Here is a 24204-nt window from a genome sequence, read left to right on the forward strand (position 1 = left end):
AGTCCCATGAGCGAATTACATTATCTGTATGGTAAGCCTTTAGGTACAGCAGATCTAAGAACCCAAAATAGCGATTTTATCGTGAAAGAGATTTTGCCTTTTAGCCCGACGGGTGAAGGTGAACATCATATGCTGCATGTACGCAAAGAAGGGCTAAATACAGTACAAGTCGCTGAAATGATCGCTAAGTTTGCTAAGGTGCATCCAAAGGAAGTGACCTACGCTGGGCAAAAAGATAAAAATGCCATCACAGAACAATGGTTCGGTGTGCGTATTCCTGGTAAAGAAACGCCTGCTTGGAAGGATCTCAATAGCGAGCGTTTGACCATATTATCGAGCAGCCGCCACAGCAAGAAACTGCGAATTGGTGCCTTAGTCGGTAACCGCTTTATTCTTACCCTGAGAAATGTCACCCAAGTGGAAGACATTATCAGTCGTATCGAAAAGGTCGCTCAAGTGGGCGTGCCCAATTACTTTGGTGAGCAGCGCTTTGGTCACGATGGCAAAAACTTAGTGTTTGGTCGCCAAATGATGGCGGGTAAAAAAGTGAAAGACAGAAATAAGCGCAGCATGTATTTGTCTGCCGTGCGCTCAAATCTGTTTAACACTGTGGTGTCATATCGTTTAGCCAACCATGGCACTAAGCCTTTAGCGGGTGATTGTGTGATGTTAGCGGGCAGCAAAAGCTTCTTTGTTACGCCTGAATGGGATCTCATCGTATTGAAGCGTCTGATTGAAAAAGACATTCAACTTTCTGCACCATTGTGGGGGCGCGGCATGATGTTACCCCAAGGTGAAGCTGCTGCGGTGGAAACCTTAGCCATGAGTGAGTTAGCTGACGATTGCTATGGTTTAGAGCACGCCGGATTAGAGCAAGAACGCCGTCCGTTACTGCTTGAGCCCCAAGGCCTTAAATATGAACAAACCGCCGATGGCTTAGTGCTGGAGTTTGTGTTGCCTGCGGGCAGTTTTGCCACATCCTTGTTGAGAGAGTTGGTTAATTATCAAGATGTTAAAGAGCAGCAATGGCAAGCGACATTGGTGCAGGAGCCTGCGCCTGAGGTAATTAACGCTAACGTAGTGGCTAACATTGATACTGTTAAGACTGAAGCAGAGTCATGATCCGTATCCTTGTTAGCAATGACGATGGGATTAATGCTCCAGGTATCAAAGCCTTATCTGAGGCTTTGGCTGAAATTGCGACAGTGCTGACTGTGGGGCCGGATCGAAATTGCTCTGGTGCGAGCAACTCATTAACCTTGACTAATCCATTAAGAATTAATAGGTTAGATAATGGCTATATTTCCGTTCACGGTACACCGACAGATTGCGTTCATTTGGCTATCCGAGAATTATGTGATGGCGAACCTGATATGGTGGTGTCTGGCATCAATGCGGGGGCAAATATGGGTGATGACACCTTATATTCGGGGACAGTTGCCGCCGCGATGGAAGGACGCTTTTTAGGTTTTCCTGCAATAGCGATTTCGCTTAATGGCCGTAAATTCGAACATTATCAATCGGCTGCTGTTTATGCTCGGCGGATAGTTCAAGGTTTGTTGGCCCAGCCTTTGGCAAAAGATCAGATCTTAAATGTGAATGTGCCTGACTTGCCACTTGATCAAATTAAAGGGATCAAAGTGACTCGCCTCGGTGCTCGTCATAAGGCCGAAGGCATAGTGCGAACGCAAGATCCTGCCGGACGTGAAATCTTCTGGCTTGGTCCACCGGGACAAGAGCAGGATGCCACAGAGGGCACTGATTTTCATGCTATCGCCAATGGCTATGTTTCAATTACGCCCTTGACGGTTGATTTAACCGCCTACGGACAACTAACGGCATTGCAAAATTGGGTAGATAAAATATGACTCGAGTTGCCTTAACATCGGCGGTGAATTTAGCTAAAAAGCTTCAAGATGCGGGGATCCGTAATCAAGCCGTGTTAAAGGCGATATCGCATACGCCGCGAGAAATGTTTCTCGATAATGCGCTAGCCCATAAAGCCTATGAAAATACGGCTTTGCCAATTGGACAAGGGCAAACCATTTCGCAGCCTTATATCGTTGCCCGTATGAGCGAACTCTTACTGCACAAGATGCCACAGCGAGTGCTAGAAGTGGGGACGGGATCGGGCTATCAGGCAGCCATTTTGGCTCAATTGGTGCCTCAGCTTTGTACTATCGAACGGATCAAAGGTTTACAAATTCAAGCAAGACAGCGTTTAAAACGATTAGATTTGCATAATGTGTCGTTTAAATATGGTGATGGTTGGTTGGGATGGGCTAATCGTAGTCCGTTCGATGCCATTATGGTGACTGCGGCGGCGGCGACTATACCAGAAGCTTTGCTGTCTCAGTTGGCTGATGGAGGGGTGTTAGTCTTACCTGTGGGAGAGGATACTCAGCAATTGATGCGTATTACGCGCACTGCTGACCGCTTTAGTTCTGAAACCATTGAAACGGTTAAATTTGTACCTTTAATTAATGGAGAGTTAGCTTAACCTTGTGTTGTGCTACTGTGTTAAGCGAAGTGCTTGTTTTGCACAGAAGGCGTCATTTTTTCATCATAAACAGTAATACAACCTTACCAAGGAGTTTTTATTGTTGAATGCGGGTTTACTCTTAAACCTTTGCTTTATATTTCTGCTTGTAGGCTGTAGCTTTCAGGCCAGCAGACCCGCACCCGTCGAAAATATTTCCCATAGCTACTCTAAAAATAGCAAAGGCCACATTAAATCGAATTCATATAAAGTTAAAAAAGGCGACACTCTCTACTCTATTTCTTGGGCTGCAGGGAAAGACTTTTCTGAAATAGCTAAACTTAATCAATTAGATAACCCTTATACAATTTACCCTGGACAGATTTTATATTTAGCTAATGCTAAATCTAGTAACCAATCAAAATCTACGACTTTAGATGGAAATATAACGGGTAATTCAGATGCTAACTCAAGTAAAAGTGATAAAAAACAATTAGATGATAAGATTTATCAGTCTAATGCTAAGTCAAGTGACGATCTGAAAAAAACACTTGATCAGAAAGCTAAGCCCGCGTACCTTGTAACAAGTTCCCAACAAAATGTTAACCGGCTAATGGTTCCACCCACCTCAACACTGCCAGCCAGTGTGAGTCAGTGGCAGTGGCCAGTAAGAGGGAAGTTAATCGGAACTTATTCTGCCAATGAGCAGGGAAATAAAGGTATTAAGATCGCGGGAAATCGGGGAGATATCATCAAAGCTGCTGCAGATGGGCGGGTGGTATACGCAGGAAGTGCTCTTAGGGGTTACGGTAATTTAGTGATTATTAAACATAGTGACGATTACCTTAGTGCTTATGCTCATACGGACAAGATCTTAGTCAAAGAAAAGCAACATGTCCTCGCAGGGCAGACTGTTGCAAAAATGGGCAATACAGGTGCCAATCGGGTAATGTTACATTTTGAAATTCGTTACCATGGACAGTCTGTAAACCCACTTACTTATTTACCTAAACAATGATTGTTTGGGGGCCTTGTTGGCAAATGGAGGATAGGAAATTGCACTAATTCAGCAGTTTAATTAGGTTTGGGAGATTTGATCATGAGCCGCATAAATAGCACTGCCGCAGAAGCACTAGTAGATTTTTCCGTAGAAACCGTAGACTTTGATCTTGAAAAAGAAGAAGTTGCCACCGATCTAGTCCAAGAGCTAGGAATAGAACAACAGGTCCAAGATGACCTGCAAAAAAATCTTGATGCCACTCAACTTTATCTAGGTGAGATTGGTTTTTCCCCACTGCTTAGCGCAGAAGAAGAAGTTTACTTTTCCCGTAAGGCCTTAAAAGGTTGTGCAAAATCCCGTAATCGCATGATCGAAAGTAATTTACGTCTCGTCGTAAAAATTGCACGTCGTTACAATAACCGCGGCTTAGCACTGCTTGATCTTATCGAAGAGGGTAATTTAGGTTTAATTCGTGCCGTAGAAAAGTTTGATCCAGAAAGAGGTTTTCGTTTTTCAACCTATGCGACTTGGTGGATCAGACAGACGATTGAACGCGCTATCATGAACCAAACTCGTACTATTCGTTTGCCTATTCATGTTGTTAAAGAACTCAACGTATACTTGCGTACTGCCCGTGAGTTAGCACAAAAACTGGATCATGAACCTACAGCGGAAGAAATTGCTGAAAAACTGCAAGTTTCTAGCTCTGATGTGAGCCGCATGCTTAAGCTGAATGAAAAAATTACCTCTGTTGATACGCCTTTGGGGGGCGATAACGAGAAAGCATTATTAGATGTATTGGCCGATGATGATAGTGTTGGCCCTGACTATAAAGTGCAAGATGAAGACATCTCTAACTCTGTGGTGAAATGGCTTAACGAGTTGAACACAAAACAAAGAGAAGTATTAGCCCGTCGTTTTGGTTTGTTAGGTTATGAACCTTCTACGCTTGAAGATGTGGGGGCTGAAATTGGTTTAACCCGTGAACGTGTTCGTCAAATCCAAGTGGAAGCATTAAAACGCTTACGTGATTTATTGGGTTCTCAAGGTTTATCTGTTGAAGCTTTATTTAGAAACTAATATCTGTCTTCTGGTGCCTTTCAGAGAAGCTATCCAAAAAATGTACTTAGTGTGAGATCTCGTCATAAAGTAAAACGCCCACTATAGAGTGGGCGTTGTTATTTTTAGGCTTTTATTTAGATCACCTGATGTCTAGCTCAAGCGTTTCAGTTCATAGAGCAAATCAAGCGCCTGTTTTGGCGTTAAGTTATCGGGATTAATGCTACTTAATTTAGTCAAAGCTGGATTTTCAACCGGTTCAGGTAAAGCGAGTAAGCTTTGAATGGGCGTCCTCGTTCCTTCTGGTTGATGATCGCGACTCTCCAATTGCTGCAATTTATGTTTCGCTGCTTTAATCACTTTGTTTGGCACGCCGGCAAGCGCCGCAACTTGTAAGCCGTAGCTTTTACTGGCGGCGCCTTCTTGTACTGCATGCATAAAGGCGATGGTATCATCGTGCTCTATGGCATCAAGGTGCACATTGTAAACACCTGCCATTAAGTCAGGTAATTGAGTTAGCTCAAAATAATGGGTGGCGAATAGGGTCATAGCCCCTACTTGCTGGGCTAAATATTCCGCCGCCGACCAAGCTAGTGATAAACCATCATAGGTGGATGTTCCACGGCCGATTTCATCCATTAACACTAAACTACTGGCAGTGGCATTGTGCAGGATGTTGGCAGTTTCAGTCATTTCTACCATAAAGGTTGAGCGGCCAGAGGCCAGATCGTCTGATGCGCCAATACGGGTAAAGATGCGATCAATCGGGCCAATCAGGGCGCGATCTGCTGGAACAAAACAACCAATATGGGCCATCAGTGTAATCAAGGCGACTTGGCGCATATAGGTTGATTTACCGCCCATGTTAGGTCCAGTCACAATCAACATACGTCGTTGATTATGTAAGATTACTGGGTTAGCGATAAACGGCGTTTGGCTAACACGCTCCACCACTGGATGGCGACCTGCGTCTATTTGTACGCCGATATCTTGGCTCAGCTCTGGACAAGTGTAGCCCAAGGTTTCGGCACGCTCGGCAAAGTTACTCAGTACATCAAGCTCAGCCGCAGCTCTAGCAAAAGCCTGTAATTCATGTAATTTCGGCAGAATAAGATCGAATAACTGTTCCCATAACTGCTTTTCGAGTGCCAGGGCTTTACCTTGGCTCGAGAGGACTTTTTCTTCGTATTCTTTAAGTTCAGGCGTGATATAACGCTCCATATTCTTAAGTGTTTGGCGTCGTTGATAATTGAGCGGTACTTGTGAGGATTGCAGGCGGCTTACTTCGATGTAATAGCCGTGTACGCGGTTATAGCCGACTTTAAGTGTATTGATGCCAGTACGTTCTTTTTCTCTGGCTTCAAGTTGTACTAAGTAATCACTCGCTCCTTCGCTCAGACCGCGCCATTCATCTAGTTCGCTGTTGTAGCCTTCACGGATCACCCCGCCATCGCGGATAAGCATAGGTGGATTATCGACTATCGCGCGCTCAAGTAGGGCTTGCTCAGCGGGGAACTCGCCTAAGTGTTGACGCAATTGAGTCGTGTGCGGCGCGCTCAGTGTACTTAAACTCTGTTGTAATTCAGGCAATAAGCCCAGAGCTTGACGTAAACGTGCAAAGTCCCTTGGACGGGCAGTGCGCAGGGCTAACCTTGCCATGATACGTTCGATATCGCCAAGTGCCTTTAACTGCTCATGCAAACCTTCGTGGGCTGCGGTATCGAGGAGTTCAGTCACCGCCTGTTGGCGCGCCTTAATTTGCTTAGGATCTCGCAGAGGCTGATGGATCCAGCGTTGTAACATACGACTGCCCATAGGCGTTGCCGTGTTATCTAATACTGCGGCTAAGGTATTATCGCGGCCACCGGCAAGGTTTTGAGTGAGTTCTAGATTTCGGCGAGTTGCCGCATCGAGTACTATGCTATCGGTTTGATTGAAGCGGATAATGGCATTGATATGGGGCAGTGCCGTGCGCTGTGTGTCTTTGACATATTGCATCAAGCAACCCGCAGCTTGCAGTGATAAACGTGCATCTGCGATACCAAAACCATGTAAGTCTTTAGTGCCAAACTGAGCTAGCAGTAACTTGATACTCGTATCGTAATCAAATTCCCATTCAGGGCGACGACGTTTACCTTTAAAACCGTTAAGTAGACCTAGTTCGCCAAAGTCTTCACTGTAGAGAATTTCAACGGGATTAGTGCGTTGCAATTCTGCTTCTAATGACTCTCGCGTGTCGAGCTCTGCAATCACAAAACGTCCGGATGAAACATCTAATGTGGCATAACCAAAACCAACTTTACCTTGATAAACCGCGGCTAACAGATTGTCTTGGCGTTCTTGTAGCAACGCTTCGTCGGTTAAAGTGCCTGGCGTGACAATTCGCACCACTTTACGTTCTACTGGCCCTTTAGATGTCGCGGGATCGCCAATCTGTTCGCAAATCGCAACTGATTGACCAATTTGAACTAATTTTGCAAGATAGCCTTCCACAGCATGGTAAGGAAGCCCCGCCATCGGAATAGGATCGCCACCACTTTTACCGCGCGCAGTGAGTGAAATGCCTAACAGCTCAGAAGCGCGTTTAGCATCGTCATAAAACAACTCGTAGAAGTCACCCATGCGATAAAACAGCAACATATCGTGATGTTCTGCTTTCATCGTCAAGTACTGACGCATCATAGGAGTATGTTTTTCTAAATCATCGGTATCAATTACATTCATTAAATCGTTATCGTCCGTTGTGGCTGCCTAAAGGCGATACAGTTTGTGTGGTTAAGGGTGATTAAGCGCTATGGAAGCGGAAGACTGCTGTACAATTTTCAGCTAAAAAGACCACGCAAAATTTGTTGCGCCAATCTTAGCAATAATTTAGCGAAAATTGAGCCCTTAACGATGGATATTGATCAAAGGGAGCTATTATCTGATTTGATATTCGCTAAAACCTTGGCCATATTAAAAATCCTATCAGCTAAAAATAATTCAGTCACAGGTCTTGATACTGTATGATTGTACAGTATACTAGTCAGCAGAATTAAGACAAAAAGCGCGGCTTTTTGAATTACCCGTTTGTAAATTGAATATCACTTTTGACAGCTTAATGCTTGTCTTGATGAGGGAACAGGAATGAAGGTCGATCCAAATAAAGAGAAAGCACTTGCTGCGGTATTGATCCAAATTGAGAAACAATTTGGTAAAGGCTCCATCATGAAGCTGGGCGAAGATCGCTCTATGGATGTTGAGACCATTTCTACCGGTTCTCTGTCTCTGGACGTTGCTTTAGGTGCTGGCGGTTTGCCAATGGGTCGTATCGTTGAGATCTATGGTCCTGAATCATCAGGTAAAACAACACTGACTTTAGAAGTGATTGCGGCAGCGCAACGTGAAGGCAAAACCTGTGCCTTTATCGATGCAGAGCATGCACTAGACCCTATTTATGCTAAAAAATTGGGCGTAGATATTGATAACCTGCTGTGTTCGCAACCGGATACTGGCGAGCAAGCGCTTGAGATTTGTGATGCTTTAACTCGCTCAGGTGCTGTTGACGTTATCGTAGTCGACTCAGTGGCGGCATTAACGCCTAAAGCTGAAATCGAAGGCGAAATTGGTGATTCTCACATGGGCCTAGCGGCGCGTATGATGAGCCAAGCTATGCGTAAACTTGCGGGTAACTTAAAGCAATCTAACACCTTACTTATCTTCATCAACCAAATTCGGATGAAGATTGGTGTGATGTTCGGTAACCCAGAAACGACAACCGGTGGTAACGCGCTGAAGTTTTATGCTTCTGTTCGTCTAGACATTCGCCGCACTGGTGCGATTAAAGACGGCGATGAAGTGGTCGGTAACGAAACTCGCGTTAAAGTGGTGAAAAACAAGGTTGCAGCGCCGTTTAAGCAGGCTGAGTTCCAAATCCTTTATGGCCAAGGTATTAACCGTACTGGTGAGTTAGTAGACTTAGGCGTAGCCCATAAGTTGATTGAAAAAGCGGGCGCTTGGTACAGTTATAAAGGCGATAAAATCGGCCAAGGTCGTGCTAATGCTGGCAAATATCTGACTGAAAACCCTGCTATTGCTGCTGAAATTGACAAGACGCTACGTGAGTTGCTTTTGAGTAATCCGAGTGCCTTGGCTGCCAAAGCTGATGATAGTACTGAGGACAATATTGATTTAGAGACAGGCGAAGTATTCTGAGTCAGTCAGCCCATCAAATTGCGGTCGCGCTGTTAGCGCGCCGCGATTATTCCCGTTTACAAATCCGCGATAAATTGCTCGAAAAAGGTTTCGAACTTAACGATATCGAACCTGTACTCGATGCTTGCGAATCCTCCGGTTTTATTAATGATGCTCGTTATGCCGAACTGTTGGTGCGTAGCCACATCAGTCGAGGCCACGGTGCAATACGCATCCGCCAAGCAATCGCACAGAAAGGCTTATCTAAAGACTGCATTGAAGCCGCTTTGGTTAATTGTGATTGTGATTGGTTTGAGCTAGCAAAAGATAAAGCCACCAAAAAATACGGCATTCCCCGTGTGACAGAAGTGAAGGGCTCTAAAGCTCGGGATCTGATCGCAAAGGAAAAGGCCAAACGAGTGCGTTTTTTAATGGGCCAAGGCTTTAGCTACGATCAAATCACTTACGCACTAGATTCAGATCCCAATGATCTCGATGAAGATTATTAAATTTGGAGCTAAGACTGTAAAAGCTCATCTAAATATCATCAATGGGTATTGTCAATTTCATACTTCACATTAGACTCACTTGCTTAAATATTGTCCGTGCCGCGATAAACTTACACCGTCTTTATTTGTGCTTTATCCTGTCGTTTTGCTTCTAGTGACTCTGGTGTGGGCGATTCACGCTAAAATATTAAATTCCTGATGTGTATATCACCAATCAAGACTGGTCGTCCTTCCTTAGTCTGCTTATAATGCTGGGCAAATAGAAATACGGCTAGCCTAAGGCGTAGCTGGTAATGCTTACCCAATTCAGGATGATTTCATGTATCAAACTACAGCAGAGCTCAGAAGCGCTTTCCTCGAATTTTTCCGCAGCAATGGTCATCAAGTTGTGGACAGTAGTTCATTAGTGCCAGGCAACGATCCCACACTTTTATTTACCAATGCAGGCATGAACCAGTTCAAGGACGTGTTTCTTGGCATGGACAAACGCAATTATACGCGTGCGACCACTGCTCAACGTTGTGTACGCGCCGGTGGTAAACATAACGATTTGGATAACGTTGGCTACACAGCACGTCATCACACCTTTTTCGAAATGCTAGGTAACTTCAGTTTTGGAGATTATTTCAAAGAAGAAGCGATTCGTTTGGGCTGGACTTTTTTAACTGAAACGTTAAAGCTGCCGAAGGAACGTCTGTGCGTCACTATTTATCAGACAGATGATGAAGCCTATGAAATCTGGAATAAAAAAATTGGTGTCGCTGCCGAGAACATCATACGCATCGGTGACAATAAAGGTGCTGCATTTGCGTCAGATAACTTCTGGCAAATGGGTGATACCGGTCCTTGTGGTCCATGTACTGAGATTTTTTATGATCATGGTGATCATATTTGGGGCGGACGTCCTGGCAGTCCTGAAGAAGATGGTGATCGTTTCATCGAAATCTGGAACATCGTTTTCATGCAGTACAACCGTCAAGCATCGGGTGAAATGTTACCTTTGCCTAAGCCCTCGGTTGATACAGGCATGGGGATTGAGCGTATTGCTGCGATTATGCAGGGCGTACATTCTAACTACGAAATCGATATTTTCCGTACTTTGATTGCTAAAGCCGCAGAGGTCATTGGTGTTAGTGACTTATCTGAAAAGTCGCTGCGAGTCATTGCCGATCATATCCGTTCATGTGCATTTTTAATTGCCGATGGCGTTATGCCGTCGAACGAAGGCCGTGGTTATGTGTTGCGCCGTATTATTCGCCGCGCTGTTCGCCATGGTAACAAGTTAGGTGCGACCGAAGCTTTCTTCTACAAGCTGGTTCCGTCTTTGATTGCGGTGATGGGCGATGCAGCAAAAGGGTTAGCTGAGACTCAAGCGATTGTTGAAAAGGCACTGAAAGCGGAAGAAGAGCAATTTGCCCGTACGCTTGAACGTGGCTTAGGCATTTTAGATACTGCCTTAAACGAGTTGAAAGGTGACACCTTAGACGGTGAAACCGTATTTAAGCTGTATGACACCTATGGCTTCCCAATGGATTTGACCGCTGATGTCTGCCGTGAGCGCAACATCATTGTCGATGAAGCAGGTTTTGAAGTCGCCATGGCTGAGCAACGTAGCCGCGCACAAGCTGCCGGTAACTTTGGTGCAGATTATAACGCTGCGCTGAAAATTGATGCTGAAACTGCATTTAGTGGTTACACCGAATTAGCGGGTCAAGCTAAGGTCACCGCGATTTATCAAAGTGGTGAGTCAGTGACGGCGATCAAAGCGGGTGATGAAGCCGTTGTCGTGCTCGATGTAACCCCTTTCTACGCGGAATCTGGCGGTCAAGTAGGCGATAAAGGCCAATTGGTTGCGAACGGTATTGAGTTTACGGTAAACGATACGCAAAAGTATGGTCAAGCAACGGGCCATCAAGGTGTTTTGGCTACAGGTAGCTTGAGCGTTGGCCAAGTTATTGAAGCGAAAGTGGACAAAAAACTGCGTCACCGTACTCAGTTAAACCATTCTGTTACGCATTTACTGCATGCCGCGCTGCGTCAGGTGCTCGGTACTCATGTTTCGCAAAAAGGTTCTTTGGTTGATCCTGAGCGTTTACGTTTTGACTTCTCCCATTTCGAAGGCGTAAAAGCTGCTGAATTAAAAGAAGTTGAAGAATTAGTTAACACTCAAATTCGTCGTAACCATGAGCTGAAAACCGCTGAAATGGGCATAGATGAAGCTAAAGAGAAAGGCGCGATGGCACTCTTTGGTGAGAAATATGATTCACAAGTGCGTGTTGTGACTATGGGCGATTTCTCTATCGAATTGTGTGGCGGTACACATGTCGGTCGCACTGGCGATATCGGCTTATTTAAAATCACCTCTGAAGCGGGTATTGCTGCGGGTGTACGTCGCATCGAAGCCGTGACTGGCGCTGCTGCTATGGCTTATGTGGCGCAGCAACAAGCTGAACTGGAAGAAGCAGCTGCCTTATTGAAAGGCGATGCCAACTCAGTGGTGGCTAAGTTAAAAGTGCAGCTCGATAAGATGAAGCAACTCGAAAAAGAAATGGCGCAGCTGAAAGATAAGCTCGCGGCCGCAGCGAGTGCAGACTTAGTGGGTGATGCCGTTGTAGTTAATGGCGTTAACGTACTGATCAAAAAATTAGACGGCGTTGAGGCAAGTTCATTACGCGGCTTGCAAGATGAATTAAAACAGAAATTGAAATCGGCCATTATCGTGCTTGGTACAGCGCAGGAAGGGAAAGTTAACCTGATCGCGGGTGTGAGTAACGATCTGATCGGTAAAGTCAAAGCGGGTGAGCTCGTCGCTATGGTCGCTGCAGAAGTGGGCGGTAAAGGCGGTGGTCGTCCTGATATGGCTCAAGCGGGCGGTAGCCAGCCAGAAAATCTGGATGCGGCATTGGCTCAAGTATTACCTTGGATTACTGAGCGTCTAGCTTAAGAGGTTGCTGTGCCCCAAAAACGAAAGCTTAGTGGTAGCAAGCTTTTTGTGAAAAAGTTCGGCGGCACTTCGGTGGGTTCTATTGAACGTATCGAAGCGGTCGCTGAGCAGATTACAAAGTCAGCTCACAATGGTGAGCAGCAAGTCTTAGTTTTATCAGCTATGGCGGGTGAGACGAATCGCCTGTTTGCACTTGCAGCACAAATTAATCCGCGCGCCTCGGCGCGCGAGTTAGACATGCTAGTCTCGACGGGTGAGCAAGTGAGCATTGCTTTGATGTCGATGGCGCTACAACGTCGCGGCATAAAAGCGAAATCCCTTACGGGCGATCAAGTGCAAATTCATACAAATAGTCAATTCGGCCGCGCCAGCATCGAGCGAGTTGATACTGAATATTTGCAGTCTTTGCTTGCCGATGGTGTTGTGCCGATCGTTGCTGGGTTTCAGGGCATCGATTCTCAAGGCGAAGTGACCACCTTAGGACGCGGTGGTTCAGATACCACAGCAGTAGCCTTAGCGGCAGCGTTAGAAGCCGATGAATGCCAGATTTTTACCGATGTGGCAGGGGTATTTACCACAGATCCGAATATTGATAGCAGTGCACGTCGCCTCGATGTGATTGGGTTTGATGTGATGCTCGAAATGGCAAAGCTTGGCGCTAAAGTATTGCATCCTGATTCTGTTGAATACGCCGAGCGTTTTCGCGTACCGCTGCGAGTATTGTCGAGCTTTGAAGTTGGGCAGGGGACGTTAATCCAATTTGGCGACGAGTCGGAATTAACGATTGCCTCGTTAGTCCAAGGTATTGCGATTAATAAGGCGCTGGCAACGCTGACGATCGAAGGGCTGTTTACCACCAGTGAACGCTATCAAGCGCTGTTAGGCTGTTTAACTCGATTGGAAATCGATGTGGAATTTATTTCCCCATTGAGGATCCACGAGGATGATCCTTCGGGTCGAGTCAGTTTTATGCTCGCTGAGGCTAAGGTCGATACTCTACTTAATGAGCTCGAAGGCTTAAGTGAAAGCCTCGCACTCGGGCCATTGATTATCGAACGTCAACGTGCAAAAGTATCTTTAGTTGGCAAAGGTTTACAGGCAAAAATGGGATTATTGACTAAGATGTTAGAAGTCTTGGGTAATGAAACTATTCATGCTAAGTTACTCACGACGTCAGAGAGTAAATTATCAACCGTTATCGATGAAAGGGACTTACACAAGGCGGTTCGGGCGTTACATCACGCTTTCGAGCTAAATAAGGTGTAATTAAATAACCGTTTGAGTATTGAATACTATTAATTTGTACTAAGCTGACCTTATAATAAGCCCATCTACCGGATGAGTGCCGTGTGTAAGCTGAATTAAGAAATAAAGGAGCTATCGAATGCTGATTTTGACTCGTCGTGTTGGCGAAACACTGATGATTGGTGATGAAGTCACAGTTACAGTGCTAGGGGTAAAAGGCAATCAAGTGCGTATTGGTGTGAATGCACCAAAAGAGGTTTCTGTTCATCGCGAAGAAATCTACCAACGCATTCAATCTGAAAAATCAGGTACACCATCGGAAGGTGGTAACTTTTAGTACCTTGTTTTGGCAAGCGTACTACGGCAACAGAAGAGTCAGTTTTTTAACTGGCTTTTTTATTTTTTAGACCGAAAGATTGGCGTAAATCAATACATTGGCTTGATATAACAGCAATGTGATTAAAAACAGTTCAAATGGAATCTGTTTCGGAAAAAGGGTTTGACTTATTTTCGTCAAACAGTAATATGTGCGCCAAGAAAACGGAGAGGTGGCCGAGTGGCCGAAGGCGCTCCCCTGCTAAGGGAGTATGGGCTTTAACTCCCATCGAGGGTTCGAATCCCTCCTTCTCCGCCATTTCTTAAAGATAGAAAACAGTGCGCGTGTAGCTCAGCTGGATAGAGTACCTGGCTACGAACCAGGCGGTCGGAGGTTCGACTCCTTCCACGCGCACCATTTTTTATTAGTGTTTGATGTAAAAGTAAATTTAGATACAAGTCGCGCGTGTAGCTCAGCTGGATAGAGTACCTGGCTACGAACCAGGCGGTCGGAGGTTCGACTCCTTCCACGCGCACCATATCTGCATTAGTTAATCTTTAACTCATCAGTTTTGAATTTCATAAGAAATTTTGTAGATAATTGCTTATAGCAAAGAGTTAAAATGCGCGTGTAGCTCAGCTGGATAGAGTACCTGGCTACGAACCAGGCGGTCGGAGGTTCGACTCCTTCCACGCGCACCAATTTAGATTAATATGATTTAAATCGTATTAATGTTTTACCGTTTAACATGCGCGTGTAGCTCAGCTGGATAGAGTACCTGGCTACGAACCAGGCGGTCGGAGGTTCGACTCCTTCCACGCGCACCAATTTAAATTAATATGATTTAGGTCGTATTAGTGTTTTACCGTTTAACATGCGCGTGTAGCTCAGCTGGATAGAGTACCTGGCTACGAACCAGGCGGTCGGAGGTTCGACTCCTTCCACGCGCACCAATATAGTTAACAAGATACGTCTTGTTGATTTAAAGCGTTAAACGCGGAGAGGTGGCCGAGTGGCCGAAGGCGCTCCCCTGCTAAGGGAGTATGGGCTTTAACTCCCATCGAGGGTTCGAATCCCTCCTTCTCCGCCATTCTATTCTCTTAGTCGAGGGGAATAGAATAAATTTGCGAGATAAAAGTGCTTATCCTAGACTCAATCATGATTGGATCTATTAGAAGTACAAAAACGAGTTTGCGCGTGTAGCTCAGCTGGATAGAGTACCTGGCTACGAACCAGGCGGTCGGAGGTTCGACTCCTTCCACGCGCACCATATAGATAAGCCCTGCAAGCAATTGCAGGGCTTTTTTGTTTTTTAATCTGTATGGTTTAACTCATTATATTTTTACCCGCTTAGGTTTAACCTTAACTTTGCATCATCATCTTTTGCCTTACCTTAGTATCTTCGGTGTCGCTATCTTTAGCCATTTCGCTTTAAACACTTCTCTTTCTTAGGTTCAACTCACTGAAGAATCTGCTTTTGCCTGTGTTAATAGTCGATGACGACATTGGATACCCATGTCAGTCTCTCAGTGCTGTCTCTGGAGGTATTAGTTGTTCTTTAGTCTACATGTGTGCGGTTTACTCATGTAGGCAGTGATGGGCTACGTGTGAGCTCATGAGCGATAGACCACGGGGAGTGATGAGGATGAATTGTGAGGTGGTTTCAATACAGTGCCGTAGGTTAAATGGCAGTGTTTAGAATTGACTCGGGTTCAATGCGGCATCTGGCTCAAGAGCGTAGATTAAGGCTCATAATTGCTCATAGATTGCAGTGATATAGATACAAGAAGGGCAGCCTAGTGGCTGCCCTTTATTCAGTTAGAACTAATCATAACAAGTGAATCAGAGTAAATGAGAGGCTTAAGCTTCTAACTTAGCAAACTCAGATTTTTGTTCATTGAGTTTGTCCATATCTCGCTTGAGATCGGCCATCTTGGCGCGCTCTTTGTCGATAACCTCGGCTGGAGCTTTTGCCACGAAGCCTTGGTTCGACAATTTGCCTTCGATACGAGCGATCTCTTGGCCGAGTTTTTCAAGCTGTTTGTCGATACGGGCCATTTCGGCGGCGACATCAATTAAGCCTGCCATAGGGATCAGTAGCTCCATTTCGCCAATTAAACCTGTGGTCGACATAGGCGCAGTTTCGCCATCGGCTAAAATGGTCATGCTTTCTAAGCGGGCAAGCGTAGTGAAGAAGGTTTGGTTTGCTTCTACACGGGCTTTATCCTGCGCGCTAACACCACGAAGTAGGGCTTTTAGCGGTTTAGATGGGGCAATGTTCAGTTCGGCGCGAATGTTACGCACCGCGACGATTACTTGCTTAACCCATTCTAAATCAGCCATTGCTGCGCTATCGACTTTAGCGGCATCAAATGTTGGGAACGGTGCCAGCATAATGGTATCACCTGCGACACCGGCTAACGGTTTAACGCGCTGCCAAATGGTTTCAGTGATATACGGCATCATAGGGTGCATCAGGCGTTGCATCGCTTCGAGCACTGTCACTAAGGTGTGACGGGTGCCGCGCATTTGCGTTTCGCTGCCGTTTTGCAATACCGGTTTGGTTAACTCTAAGTACCAGTCACAGAACTGGTTCCAAGTGAACTCATACAGGGTATTGGCCGCTAAGTCGAAACGGTATGCTGTCATGTGATCGTCAAAGGTCTTAACGGTTTGATTGAACAAGCCAATAATCCAGCGATCGGCTAACGACAGCTCCATCTCGCCGCCTTTGTGCTCTGGTGAGCCTGGGCCGCAATCTTGATCTTCTGTGTTCATCAGCACGTAGCGTGAGGCGTTCCACAACTTGTTACAGAAGCTACGGTAACCGTCTAAGCGCTTCATATCCCAGTTGATGTCACGACCCGTTGATGCCATTGCCGCAAGCGTAAAGCGCAGTGCATCTGTGCCGTGGGCTTCGATACCGTCGGCAAACTCTTTGCGAGTGCTCTTTTCAATCTTGGCGGCCAGTTGTGGCTGCATCATATTACCGGTACGTTTTTCAACTAAATCTTCAAGGCCGATACCGTCGATCATGTCTAATGGATCGAGTACGTTGCCCTTAGATTTTGACATCTTGTTACCCGCTTCATCGCGGATAAGACCGGTTACGTAGACGGTTTTGAACGGGACTTGTGGTTTACCGTCTTCATCTTTGATGAAGTGCATGGTCATCATGATCATACGGGCAACCCAGAAGAAGATGATGTCAAAACCTGTCACCAACACGTCGGTTGGGTGGAAGGTTTTTAAATCTTCTAAATTGTCAGGCCAACCTAAGGTCGAGAAAGTCCACAGGGCTGAGCTGAACCAAGTGTCCAGTACGTCTTCGTCTTGGCGTAATGTCATCGAGTCGGCGATATTGTGCTTAGCACGGACGTCGGCTTCGTTGCGGCCGACATAGACTTTGCCATTTTCGTCGTACCATGCTGGGATGCGGTGACCCCACCACAATTGACGTGAAATACACCAGTCTTGAATGTCACGCATCCACGAGAAGTACATGTTCTCGTATTGCTGTGGTACAAATTTAATGCTGCCATTTTCAACGGCTTCGATAGCCGTTTTCGCCATTGGCGCAACAGCCACATACCATTGGTCGGTCAGCATCGGCTCGATAACCACACCTGAGCGATCGCCGTAAGGCACTTTCAAGGCATGAGGTGCGATTTTTTCGAGCAGACCTAAGGTGTCAAATTCGGCGACGATAGCATCGCGGGCTTTAAAACGATCAAGTCCGGCAAAGCGTTCAGGTAAGCTGCCATCGAGCGTTTTGTTAAAGGTACCGTCAGAGTTCACCACTTCGGCGCTCACGCGAATGGCGGCATCTAAGGTCAGCACGTTGAACATTGGCAGGTTGTGACGTTTACCGACTTCATAGTCGTTAAAGTCATGGGCAGGGGTGATCTTCACACACCCTGTACCAAAGGCCATGTCGACGTAATCGTCGGCCACGATAGGAATGCGGCGGTTAACAATCGGCAACAGAATAAACTTACCGACTAGCGCTTGATAGCGTTCATCATCGGGATGCACTGCAACCGCACTGTCGCCGAGCATGGTTTCTGGACGCGTGGTAGCGACTTCTAAATAGTCTTTACCATCGGCAGTCAGTTCACCGTCGGCCAGTGGATAACGCAGATGCCACATGTGGCCCTGTTTTTCTTTGCTTTCCACTTCTAAATCAGAGATAGCCGTGTGCAGCTTTGGATCCCAGTTGACCAAACGCTTACCGCGATAAATCAACTCGTCTTCGTACAGACGTACAAACACTTCTTGTACGGCCTTAGATAAGCCTTCGTCCATAGTGAAACGCTCGCGGTCCCAATCAACAGAAGCGCCCATACGACGTAGCTGCTTAGTGATAGTGCCGCCCGATTGCGCTTTCCATTCCCACACTTTATCCATAAAGGCATCGCGACCTAGGTCATGGCGATTTTTGCCTTCTTCGGCTTCAAGCTTACGCTCAACCAACATTTGGGTGGCGATACCCGCATGGTCAGTACCGACTTGCCATAGGGTATTTTTGCCTTTCATCCGTTGGTAACGGGTCAAAGTATCCATAATGGTGTCTTGGAAGGCGTGGCCCATGTGCAAGCTGCCCGTCACGTTTGGTGGCGGGATCATGATGCAATAATTGCCTTGGGATTCATCACCGTGTGGCTTGAAGTAACCTTGCTCTTCCCAGTTTTGGTAAAGCGTTTGCTCGATGGACTGCGGATCGTATGTTTTTTCCATGGGAACGTGTCTGTCTCAAACTAATTAAGTGGATGTGTTGCTAAGTCTTGGGTCTGTAAATTGACCCCTAAGCCGCGATACTGTCGATAACGTTCGCGAGCGACCGCTTTATGCTGATCGTCATTGGCAACAAAATCGATAATGTGGCCAAAGTTTACCGCAAATGGGGGCGCTTGGTCTGCAAGATTAATCAGAACTTGGCGACTTTTGTTGGCGCCGAGGCGATCAAAACCGATTTCAACCGGCGATCCCGTCATCGGGCCTTCACCTTTGAGGTTATGGGGTACAAAGGCACTTGGCTCAAACTGCCATAAAAGTTCATCAATTGCATGGGCTTGCTGTTTATCTTGGCAATGGATATAGACCCATTGTTGCTTCACAAAAGCCTGCTGCGCCAGTTGGCATGCCAGAAGATGCATCTCGCAAAGTGCAGGGTTCGCATTCGCGGTTGCAACAGGTGAATCAGCCTTGGTTTTGGCAGGCGATGCCACTGGCGGCATAAGATAAAACAGCACTTGAGTCATGATTTCAATGCCTTGCTTCACTTGTTTTAGTGGCGAACGAGAGCAGCAGTTTACACTAAAAGTCAGTATGGGTTAATGCTTAGGGCAAACCTTACGGTGAGGTTTTATCTATCACTGTCTGGCGGGACTTAATGGGATGCTTTCAAACCGTTGGAGATGAAGAGGGTAGAACTATAACTCTTTGAAAAATGATTCTAAAACCATTAGTTGTTCAGTTTTTTTATTTTCTTAATTTATTCAGGAAATCGATTTTCTGATTAAATTAAGAAAATAAAAAAGGCGAAGATTTTCATCTTCGCCTTTCATTTATCGAGCCTTTAACACACTAAGGCCGGATAGTTGGTTATTCGCCGAGTTCGACGCCAGCACGATTGATCAGGAACTGAGTCAATAGTGGCACTGGACGGCCCGTAGAACCTTTGTTAGCACCGCTATTCCAAGCTGTGCCTGCAACGTCTAAGTGAGCCCAGTTGTACTTTTTAGCAAAGCGCGAAAGGAAACATGCTGCAGTGATAGCTCCAGCAGGACGGCCACCTAAGTTGGTCATGTCAGCAAATGGGCTGTCGAGCATATCTTGATACTCATCCCACAATGGCATGCGCCATGCGCGGTCACCACTTTGCTCACCGGCACTTAATAGCTCGTGTGCCAGAGGGTTATGCGATGAGAACAGACCCGATGCGTGTTTACCAAGGGCAATCACACACGCGCCAGTCAGGGTTGCAGTATCGATAACTAATTCAGGATCGAAACGCTCAACATAGGTTAATACGTCACATAGGACTAGACGGCCTTCCGCATCGGTATTTAACACTTCAACGGTTTGACCTGACATAGTGGTCAGAATGTCACCTGGACGGTAAGCATTACCCGATGGCATGTTTTCACAGCCAGCCAGAATACCCACAACGTTGATAGGTAACTTCATATCACAGATGGCTTTCATGGTGCCGATAACACCTGCTGCGCCGCCCATGTCGTACTTCATTTCGTCCATGGCTTCGCCAGGCTTCAATGAAATACCACCCGAGTCGAAGGTTAACCCTTTACCGACTAATACGATGGGTTTTTCTGTGCTATCGACAGCGCCCTTGTATTCCATCACAGTCATGATGGATTCATTGGCACTGGCGCGACCGACTGCAAGGTATGAGTTCATGCCCAGTTTGGCCATTTGCTCTTCACCGATAGTGGTGACATGCAGAGTGTCGTGTATTTCAGCCATTTGGCGAGCTTGAGAAGCTAAATAGGCTGGATTACAGATGTTCGGTGGCATGTTTGCTACATCGCGACATAAATGCATGCCAGCAGATACTGCCATACCATGCTCGATGGCGCGCTCACCTAAGGTTAATTCACGGCGAGTCGGGACATTGAATACTAATTTACGCAGTGGACGGCGAGTTTCACCTTTGCGGGTCTTCAGGGCATCAAAGCTATAAAGACTGCTATTAGTGGTTTCAACCGCTTGACGTACTTTCCAATACGTATCGCGTCCTTTCACGTGCAGTTCAGTTAAGAAGCAAACGGCTTCCATTGAACCCGTTTCGTTAAGGGTGTTGATTGTCTTAGTGATGATTTGTTTGTATTGGCGTTCGTCTAATTCTCGTTCTTTGCCACAACCTACTAATAATACACGTTCACTCAATACGTTAGGAACATGGTGCAGCAATAACATCTGGCCAGGTTTACCTTCCAGATCGCCGCGACGCAGTAGGTTACTGATATAACCTTCGCTAATTTTATCTAATTGCTCCGCGATACCCGACAGACGACGGGGTTCATAAACACCGACCACGATACAGGCTGAGCGTTGTTTTTCGGGGCTACCGCTCTTTACGCTAAACTCCATGAGCACTCCTAGATTCTTAAAGACAAATTTTTATATTTATTGGATAATGTCTGCTTGTCCCGAAAAGGGCCTAAGTTATTACTCCAAAGGTGATTTATTCTCGGCGCTTGAGTCACGCATTTCGTGACGTTAAGTTTACCAAGAACCCCTGAAGCTGGTCAGAAAACTATCAAAAGTAAACAGTTTACATGAAAGTTAGTCTGTTACCAGCAAAAAGATAAGTTTAGAGACCGGATCCTGCCTGTGATTGTATTTAAATACCTTATTCGAGAAGTTTTAAAGGCACAAATTGCGGTACTTTTAGTGCTGTTAACTATTTTTATTAGCCAGCATTTCGTGCGTATACTGGCCGATGCCTCCGACGGCGATTTTCCCGCCTCTTTAATCATGACTCTGATTGGGCTTAACTTGCCTTATCTGGTGATCTTAGTGCTGCCGCTAAGTTTGTTCTTGGGTATTTTACTGGCCCACGGCCGTATGTATTCCGAAAATGAAATGGTCATTCTCCACGGTGTTGGGGTTAGTGAGTGGTATGTCACCCGCGTGACGCTGATCCTCGCCGTGATCAATATGCTGTTTACTGGCTATTTATCGCTTTATGTTGCCCCCTGGGCAGAAGAACAGCAAAACCAAGTGCTCGAAAAAGCCCAGTCCGAAGCGGGTCTTGCTGCCTTAATCCAAGGGCGTTTTCAGGCGAGTCCCAATGGTCGCGCGGTATTATTTGTTGAGCGTATTGGTAAAGATAACGAGTTAGATAAAGTGTTTGTAGCCCAGTTGCCAGATCCTGATGATGAAACTGGCGTGACCAATGTCGTGGTGGCTAAAGGTGGACGAGTACAGGAAGATAGTTCAGGTGCTCAACAATTGAACTTGAATGACGGCGTGCGTTATCAAGGCAGCCCGAAGGCAAAGGACTACCAAATGATCGAATTTGGTGGTTATAAAATGCAAATTAAAGAGCAGCAAGTTGATGAGCGTCGCCGTAAGTTATCTGCACTGCCCGTTGATGAACTCGTGAAAATTGAAGGTGCTGAAGCCGCGGCTGAATTCCATTGGCGTCTTGCTATCCCACTCGCGATTCCAATTATGACACTGATTGCTGTGCCGTTAGCGCGGGTGAATGTGCGCCAAGGTAAGTTTGCTAAGATGTTCCCGGCAGTTCTTTTGTACCTTGGCTATTTTGGACTAATGGTCGCGGGACGTAAGGCATTGCAAGATGGGATTATTCCACTGTATTTAGGTATGTGGTGGATCCATGTTTCTGCGCTCTTGATGGGGTTATTCTTGCTCGGCAAAGATAGGCCTATTTTCAGTCGTATATCGTCCTTGTTTGCCAATAAGAAGGTGGCAGCATGAAGATATTAGACCTTTATATCGCCAGAATATTGTTAAGCACTTCAGCGCTTTGTTTGCTGGTGTTGACTGGTTTATCAGGGATTATCAAATGGGTTGATCAGCTGCGTTTAGTTGGCCGTGGCACCTACAGCATGATGGATGCTGGCATCTATGTTTTATTTTTAGTGCCACGGGATATTGAAATGTTTTTCCCTATGGCCGTCTTGCTAGGCGCTTTGATTGGTATGGGAATGTTGGCATCGAATTCCGAACTTGTGGTGATGCAAGCTTCTGGCATGTCACGTTTGCAGATCACTATGTCGGCGATGAAAACTGCTGTGCCTTTGATGTTATTGGTGATGGTTTTAGGGGAGTGGGGCGCACCGATTGCTGAGCAAAAAGCGAATGAGTTACAAGCTGTTAAACTCTCTGGCGGGAGTTTAATTAAGTCCCATCGTGGAATTTGGGCAAAGGATGGTGATTTGTTCGTTAATATTGGTGAAGTTGAAAACATCAATAAACTCAGCAATATCACGCTTTATAAATTCAATAGTGAACTTAAGCTCACCAACGTGGTTCACGCAGACCGAGCGGTATTTTCCCAAGATCGCTGGCGTTTATTTGACGTTAAACGTACTGATTTAAGCTATGAAAAAGTCGTGCTTGAGTATCTTGAAGAAGACCAATGGCAGTCGAGTTTAACGCCAGATAAGCTCAGTGTGGTTTCGATTAAACCCGAGGCGTTATCTATACGTGGTCTGGTCGGTTATCTTGATTACCTTAAAACTAACAGTCAAGATCCCAGCCGTTATGAGCTTGCTTTATGGCGCAAGGTGATGCAACCCGTGACGGTCGCAGTGATGATGTTAGTGGCACTGTCGTTTGTATTTGGTCCGCTGCGGACTGTGACTATGGGCGCGCGCGTATTACTTGGGGTCGTAGCAGGTTTTAGCTTTTATATCAGTAATGAGATTTTTGGCCCCATGAGTATAGTGTATGAGCTACCCACTTATGTGGGGGCTGTTGCGCCAAGCTTGTTGTTTACTGGCGTTGCCTTCTACTTTATCCGGCGATGATACGCAGCTTATTACTCCTTACTCCGGATTCCGTCAATTAAAAATAGCCCATAAAAAACGACGCTGTTGCGTCGTTTTTTGTATTTCGGATTTACTTAAGAATAAACTTATGCCCCATGCCAGTTACGCATTTGGTTGGCTTCTTTAGACAGCACGACCACTTCTGAGCGAGTCATCATATCCTGCAGTGCGCGTTTATCATCATTGATTAAAATCCATAAATTGCCAATGCCGAGCAGTGACCAAATGATGCGAGCATAGGCAGTGATCAGGCTTAAGTTTTGGCCATTAGGATGTTGAATTTTAAGCCGCCAAGCGCGCATCCCTAAGGTTTGACCGCCCTTACTCCAGAATAATGCGTAGAAAGTGCCGACACACAAGGCAAGCCAGAGTTGATAAATTCCCTGATAAACCGGCGTGCCATTGAGTGCATCTGAGACATGCTCAAAGCCATTCATGCCAGCCAGTCCTGAAGCTGTGAGGCCGTAGAAAATCCCAAAGCCCATTGCGCCAGCAACCATATAGACGGCCACTGCTAACATCGAATCGTAAACTGCAGCGCCTAGGCGGCGGAAGAATCCTGCGCGGGGGAAGTTAGCATGTTCGGTATTGAGCATTACAGTGTCCTGTTATTGAAGTGCTTACAGCTAATACAAAAAACAATTAATACATTAGCCTAGGCTTCAGGTTCTTCATCTCTGACAAAGTGGATATTGCTAAAACCAAAGCGGGCAAACTCTACTTTCCTGAATTCTTTTTCAGCCTTAGCACCTTTACGAGATGTCATGGCGACTTGTTGTTCCATTGCCAAAAATTTGGTCAGATCTATGCCTTCGGCTTCGGCCACAGCTTCATATAAATCATGGTGTTTGTCGTAGCTAAAGGCGATAGTTTTAGTCTTACCTTTGAAGGTATAAGTGACTTGACGGGCCATGGGGAGCTCTCCTGAAATAAG

General features: G+C 46.0%; 18 protein-coding genes and 8 tRNA genes. 20 read left to right on the forward strand and 6 right to left on the reverse strand.

What is annotated here, in order from left to right:
* Window positions 1-6: 6 nt before the first annotated feature.
* The 5 genes from truD (at window position 7) to rpoS (ending at window position 4559) form a co-directional block, all read left to right on the forward strand.
* The gene (truD, locus tag L5M10_RS09545) at window positions 7-1122 is read left to right on the forward strand and encodes a tRNA pseudouridine(13) synthase TruD (RefSeq protein ID WP_263148853.1); all 1116 of its coding nucleotides are present in this window, start codon (window positions 7-9) and stop codon (window positions 1120-1122) included.
* Complete coding sequence (surE, locus tag L5M10_RS09550; protein WP_105251808.1) at window positions 1119-1868, forward strand: 5'/3'-nucleotidase SurE; 750 nt, start codon at window positions 1119-1121, stop codon at window positions 1866-1868. Before truD ends, surE begins: the two co-directional genes overlap by 4 nt.
* The gene (locus L5M10_RS09555) at window positions 1865-2500 is read left to right on the forward strand and encodes a protein-L-isoaspartate(D-aspartate) O-methyltransferase (RefSeq protein WP_028761363.1); all 636 of its coding nucleotides are present in this window, start codon (window positions 1865-1867) and stop codon (window positions 2498-2500) included. Before surE ends, L5M10_RS09555 begins: the two co-directional genes overlap by 4 nt.
* 100 nt (window positions 2501-2600) lie before the next feature.
* Window positions 2601-3497 (forward strand): peptidoglycan DD-metalloendopeptidase family protein, encoded by an 897-nt coding sequence (locus tag L5M10_RS09560; protein WP_263148854.1) that lies wholly within the window; start codon window positions 2601-2603, stop codon window positions 3495-3497.
* 81 nt (window positions 3498-3578) lie between these two features.
* Window positions 3579-4559: an RNA polymerase sigma factor RpoS gene (rpoS, locus tag L5M10_RS09565; RefSeq protein WP_028761361.1), complete on the forward strand. Its 981-nt coding sequence runs from the start codon at window positions 3579-3581 to the stop codon at window positions 4557-4559.
* 132 nt (window positions 4560-4691) lie between these two features.
* Here the strand turns inward: rpoS and mutS are convergent, their stop codons facing one another.
* Complete coding sequence (mutS, locus tag L5M10_RS09570; RefSeq protein WP_263148855.1) at window positions 4692-7262, reverse strand: DNA mismatch repair protein MutS; 2571 nt, start codon at window positions 7260-7262, stop codon at window positions 4692-4694.
* 402 nt (window positions 7263-7664) lie between these two features.
* On the opposite strand from mutS, the gene recA reads away from it, so the two are divergent.
* The 13 genes from recA (at window position 7665) to L5M10_RS09635 (ending at window position 14995) form a co-directional block, all read left to right on the forward strand.
* Window positions 7665-8732, forward strand: a complete 1068-nt coding sequence (recA, locus tag L5M10_RS09575) for a recombinase RecA (RefSeq protein ID WP_105251812.1) — start codon at window positions 7665-7667, stop codon at window positions 8730-8732.
* Window positions 8733-8749: 17 nt separating this feature from the next.
* Window positions 8750-9220, forward strand: a complete 471-nt coding sequence (locus L5M10_RS09580) for a regulatory protein RecX (protein WP_375539965.1) — start codon at window positions 8750-8752, stop codon at window positions 9218-9220.
* A gap of 319 nt (window positions 9221-9539) precedes the next feature.
* Entirely contained in the window at window positions 9540-12164 is a 2625-nt protein-coding gene (alaS, locus tag L5M10_RS09585; protein ID WP_263148857.1) for an alanine--tRNA ligase, read from the forward strand.
* A gap of 9 nt (window positions 12165-12173) precedes the next feature.
* The gene (locus L5M10_RS09590) at window positions 12174-13430 is read left to right on the forward strand and encodes an aspartate kinase (protein ID WP_168822957.1); all 1257 of its coding nucleotides are present in this window, start codon (window positions 12174-12176) and stop codon (window positions 13428-13430) included.
* 118 nt (window positions 13431-13548) lie between these two features.
* Entirely contained in the window at window positions 13549-13746 is a 198-nt protein-coding gene (gene csrA / locus L5M10_RS09595) for a carbon storage regulator CsrA (RefSeq protein WP_006082602.1), read from the forward strand.
* Between the two features lie 205 nt (window positions 13747-13951).
* Window positions 13952-14043, forward strand: a tRNA-Ser gene (locus L5M10_RS09600).
* Window positions 14044-14065: 22 nt separating this feature from the next.
* Window positions 14066-14142 (forward strand) — tRNA-Arg (locus L5M10_RS09605).
* A 44-nt stretch (window positions 14143-14186) separates the two neighbouring features.
* Window positions 14187-14263, forward strand: a tRNA-Arg gene (locus L5M10_RS09610).
* An 86-nt stretch (window positions 14264-14349) separates the two neighbouring features.
* A tRNA-Arg gene (locus L5M10_RS09615) sits at window positions 14350-14426 on the forward strand.
* Window positions 14427-14475: 49 nt separating this feature from the next.
* Window positions 14476-14552, forward strand: a tRNA-Arg gene (locus L5M10_RS09620).
* Between the two features lie 49 nt (window positions 14553-14601).
* Window positions 14602-14678 (forward strand) — tRNA-Arg (locus tag L5M10_RS09625).
* 45 nt (window positions 14679-14723) lie between these two features.
* Window positions 14724-14815 (forward strand) — tRNA-Ser (locus tag L5M10_RS09630).
* Between the two features lie 103 nt (window positions 14816-14918).
* Window positions 14919-14995, forward strand: a tRNA-Arg gene (locus L5M10_RS09635).
* 590 nt (window positions 14996-15585) lie between these two features.
* On the opposite strand, the gene L5M10_RS09640 is transcribed toward L5M10_RS09635, so the two are convergent.
* The 3 genes from L5M10_RS09640 to pepA all read right to left on the reverse strand — a co-directional run bounded on the left by L5M10_RS09640 (window position 15586) and on the right by pepA (window position 20838).
* Window positions 15586-18462 (reverse strand): valine--tRNA ligase, encoded by a 2877-nt coding sequence (locus tag L5M10_RS09640; RefSeq protein WP_263255207.1) that lies wholly within the window; start codon window positions 18460-18462, stop codon window positions 15586-15588.
* A gap of 20 nt (window positions 18463-18482) precedes the next feature.
* On the reverse strand, window positions 18483-18986 hold the full coding sequence (locus L5M10_RS09645) for a DNA polymerase III subunit chi (protein WP_263140268.1): 504 nt from the start codon (window positions 18984-18986) through the stop codon (window positions 18483-18485).
* Window positions 18987-19329: 343 nt separating this feature from the next.
* A complete protein-coding gene (pepA, locus tag L5M10_RS09650; RefSeq protein ID WP_006082597.1) occupies window positions 19330-20838 on the reverse strand; it encodes a leucyl aminopeptidase in 1509 nt (502 codons plus the stop codon).
* Window positions 20839-21081: 243 nt separating this feature from the next.
* On the opposite strand from pepA, the gene lptF reads away from it, so the two are divergent.
* On the forward strand, window positions 21082-22194 hold the full coding sequence (gene lptF / locus L5M10_RS09655) for an LPS export ABC transporter permease LptF (protein ID WP_113939369.1): 1113 nt from the start codon (window positions 21082-21084) through the stop codon (window positions 22192-22194).
* Window positions 22191-23249, forward strand: coding sequence for an LPS export ABC transporter permease LptG (lptG, locus tag L5M10_RS09660; RefSeq protein ID WP_263255208.1), 1059 nt, complete (start codon window positions 22191-22193; stop codon window positions 23247-23249). Before lptF ends, lptG begins: the two co-directional genes overlap by 4 nt.
* Before the next feature lie 107 nt (window positions 23250-23356).
* Here the strand turns inward: lptG and L5M10_RS09665 are convergent, their stop codons facing one another.
* Together L5M10_RS09665 and L5M10_RS09670 are read right to left on the reverse strand one after the other, a co-directional pair.
* A complete protein-coding gene (locus L5M10_RS09665; protein ID WP_028761351.1) occupies window positions 23357-23866 on the reverse strand; it encodes an RDD family protein in 510 nt (169 codons plus the stop codon).
* Between the two features lie 59 nt (window positions 23867-23925).
* Window positions 23926-24183: a DUF2960 domain-containing protein gene (locus L5M10_RS09670; RefSeq protein ID WP_006082593.1), complete on the reverse strand. Its 258-nt coding sequence runs from the start codon at window positions 24181-24183 to the stop codon at window positions 23926-23928.
* Window positions 24184-24204: the final 21 nt, after the last annotated feature.

The sequence above is a fragment of the Shewanella sp. SM32 genome (assembly GCF_025654235.1).
GTDB classification, from domain to species: Bacteria; Pseudomonadota; Gammaproteobacteria; order Enterobacterales; family Shewanellaceae; genus Shewanella; species Shewanella oncorhynchi.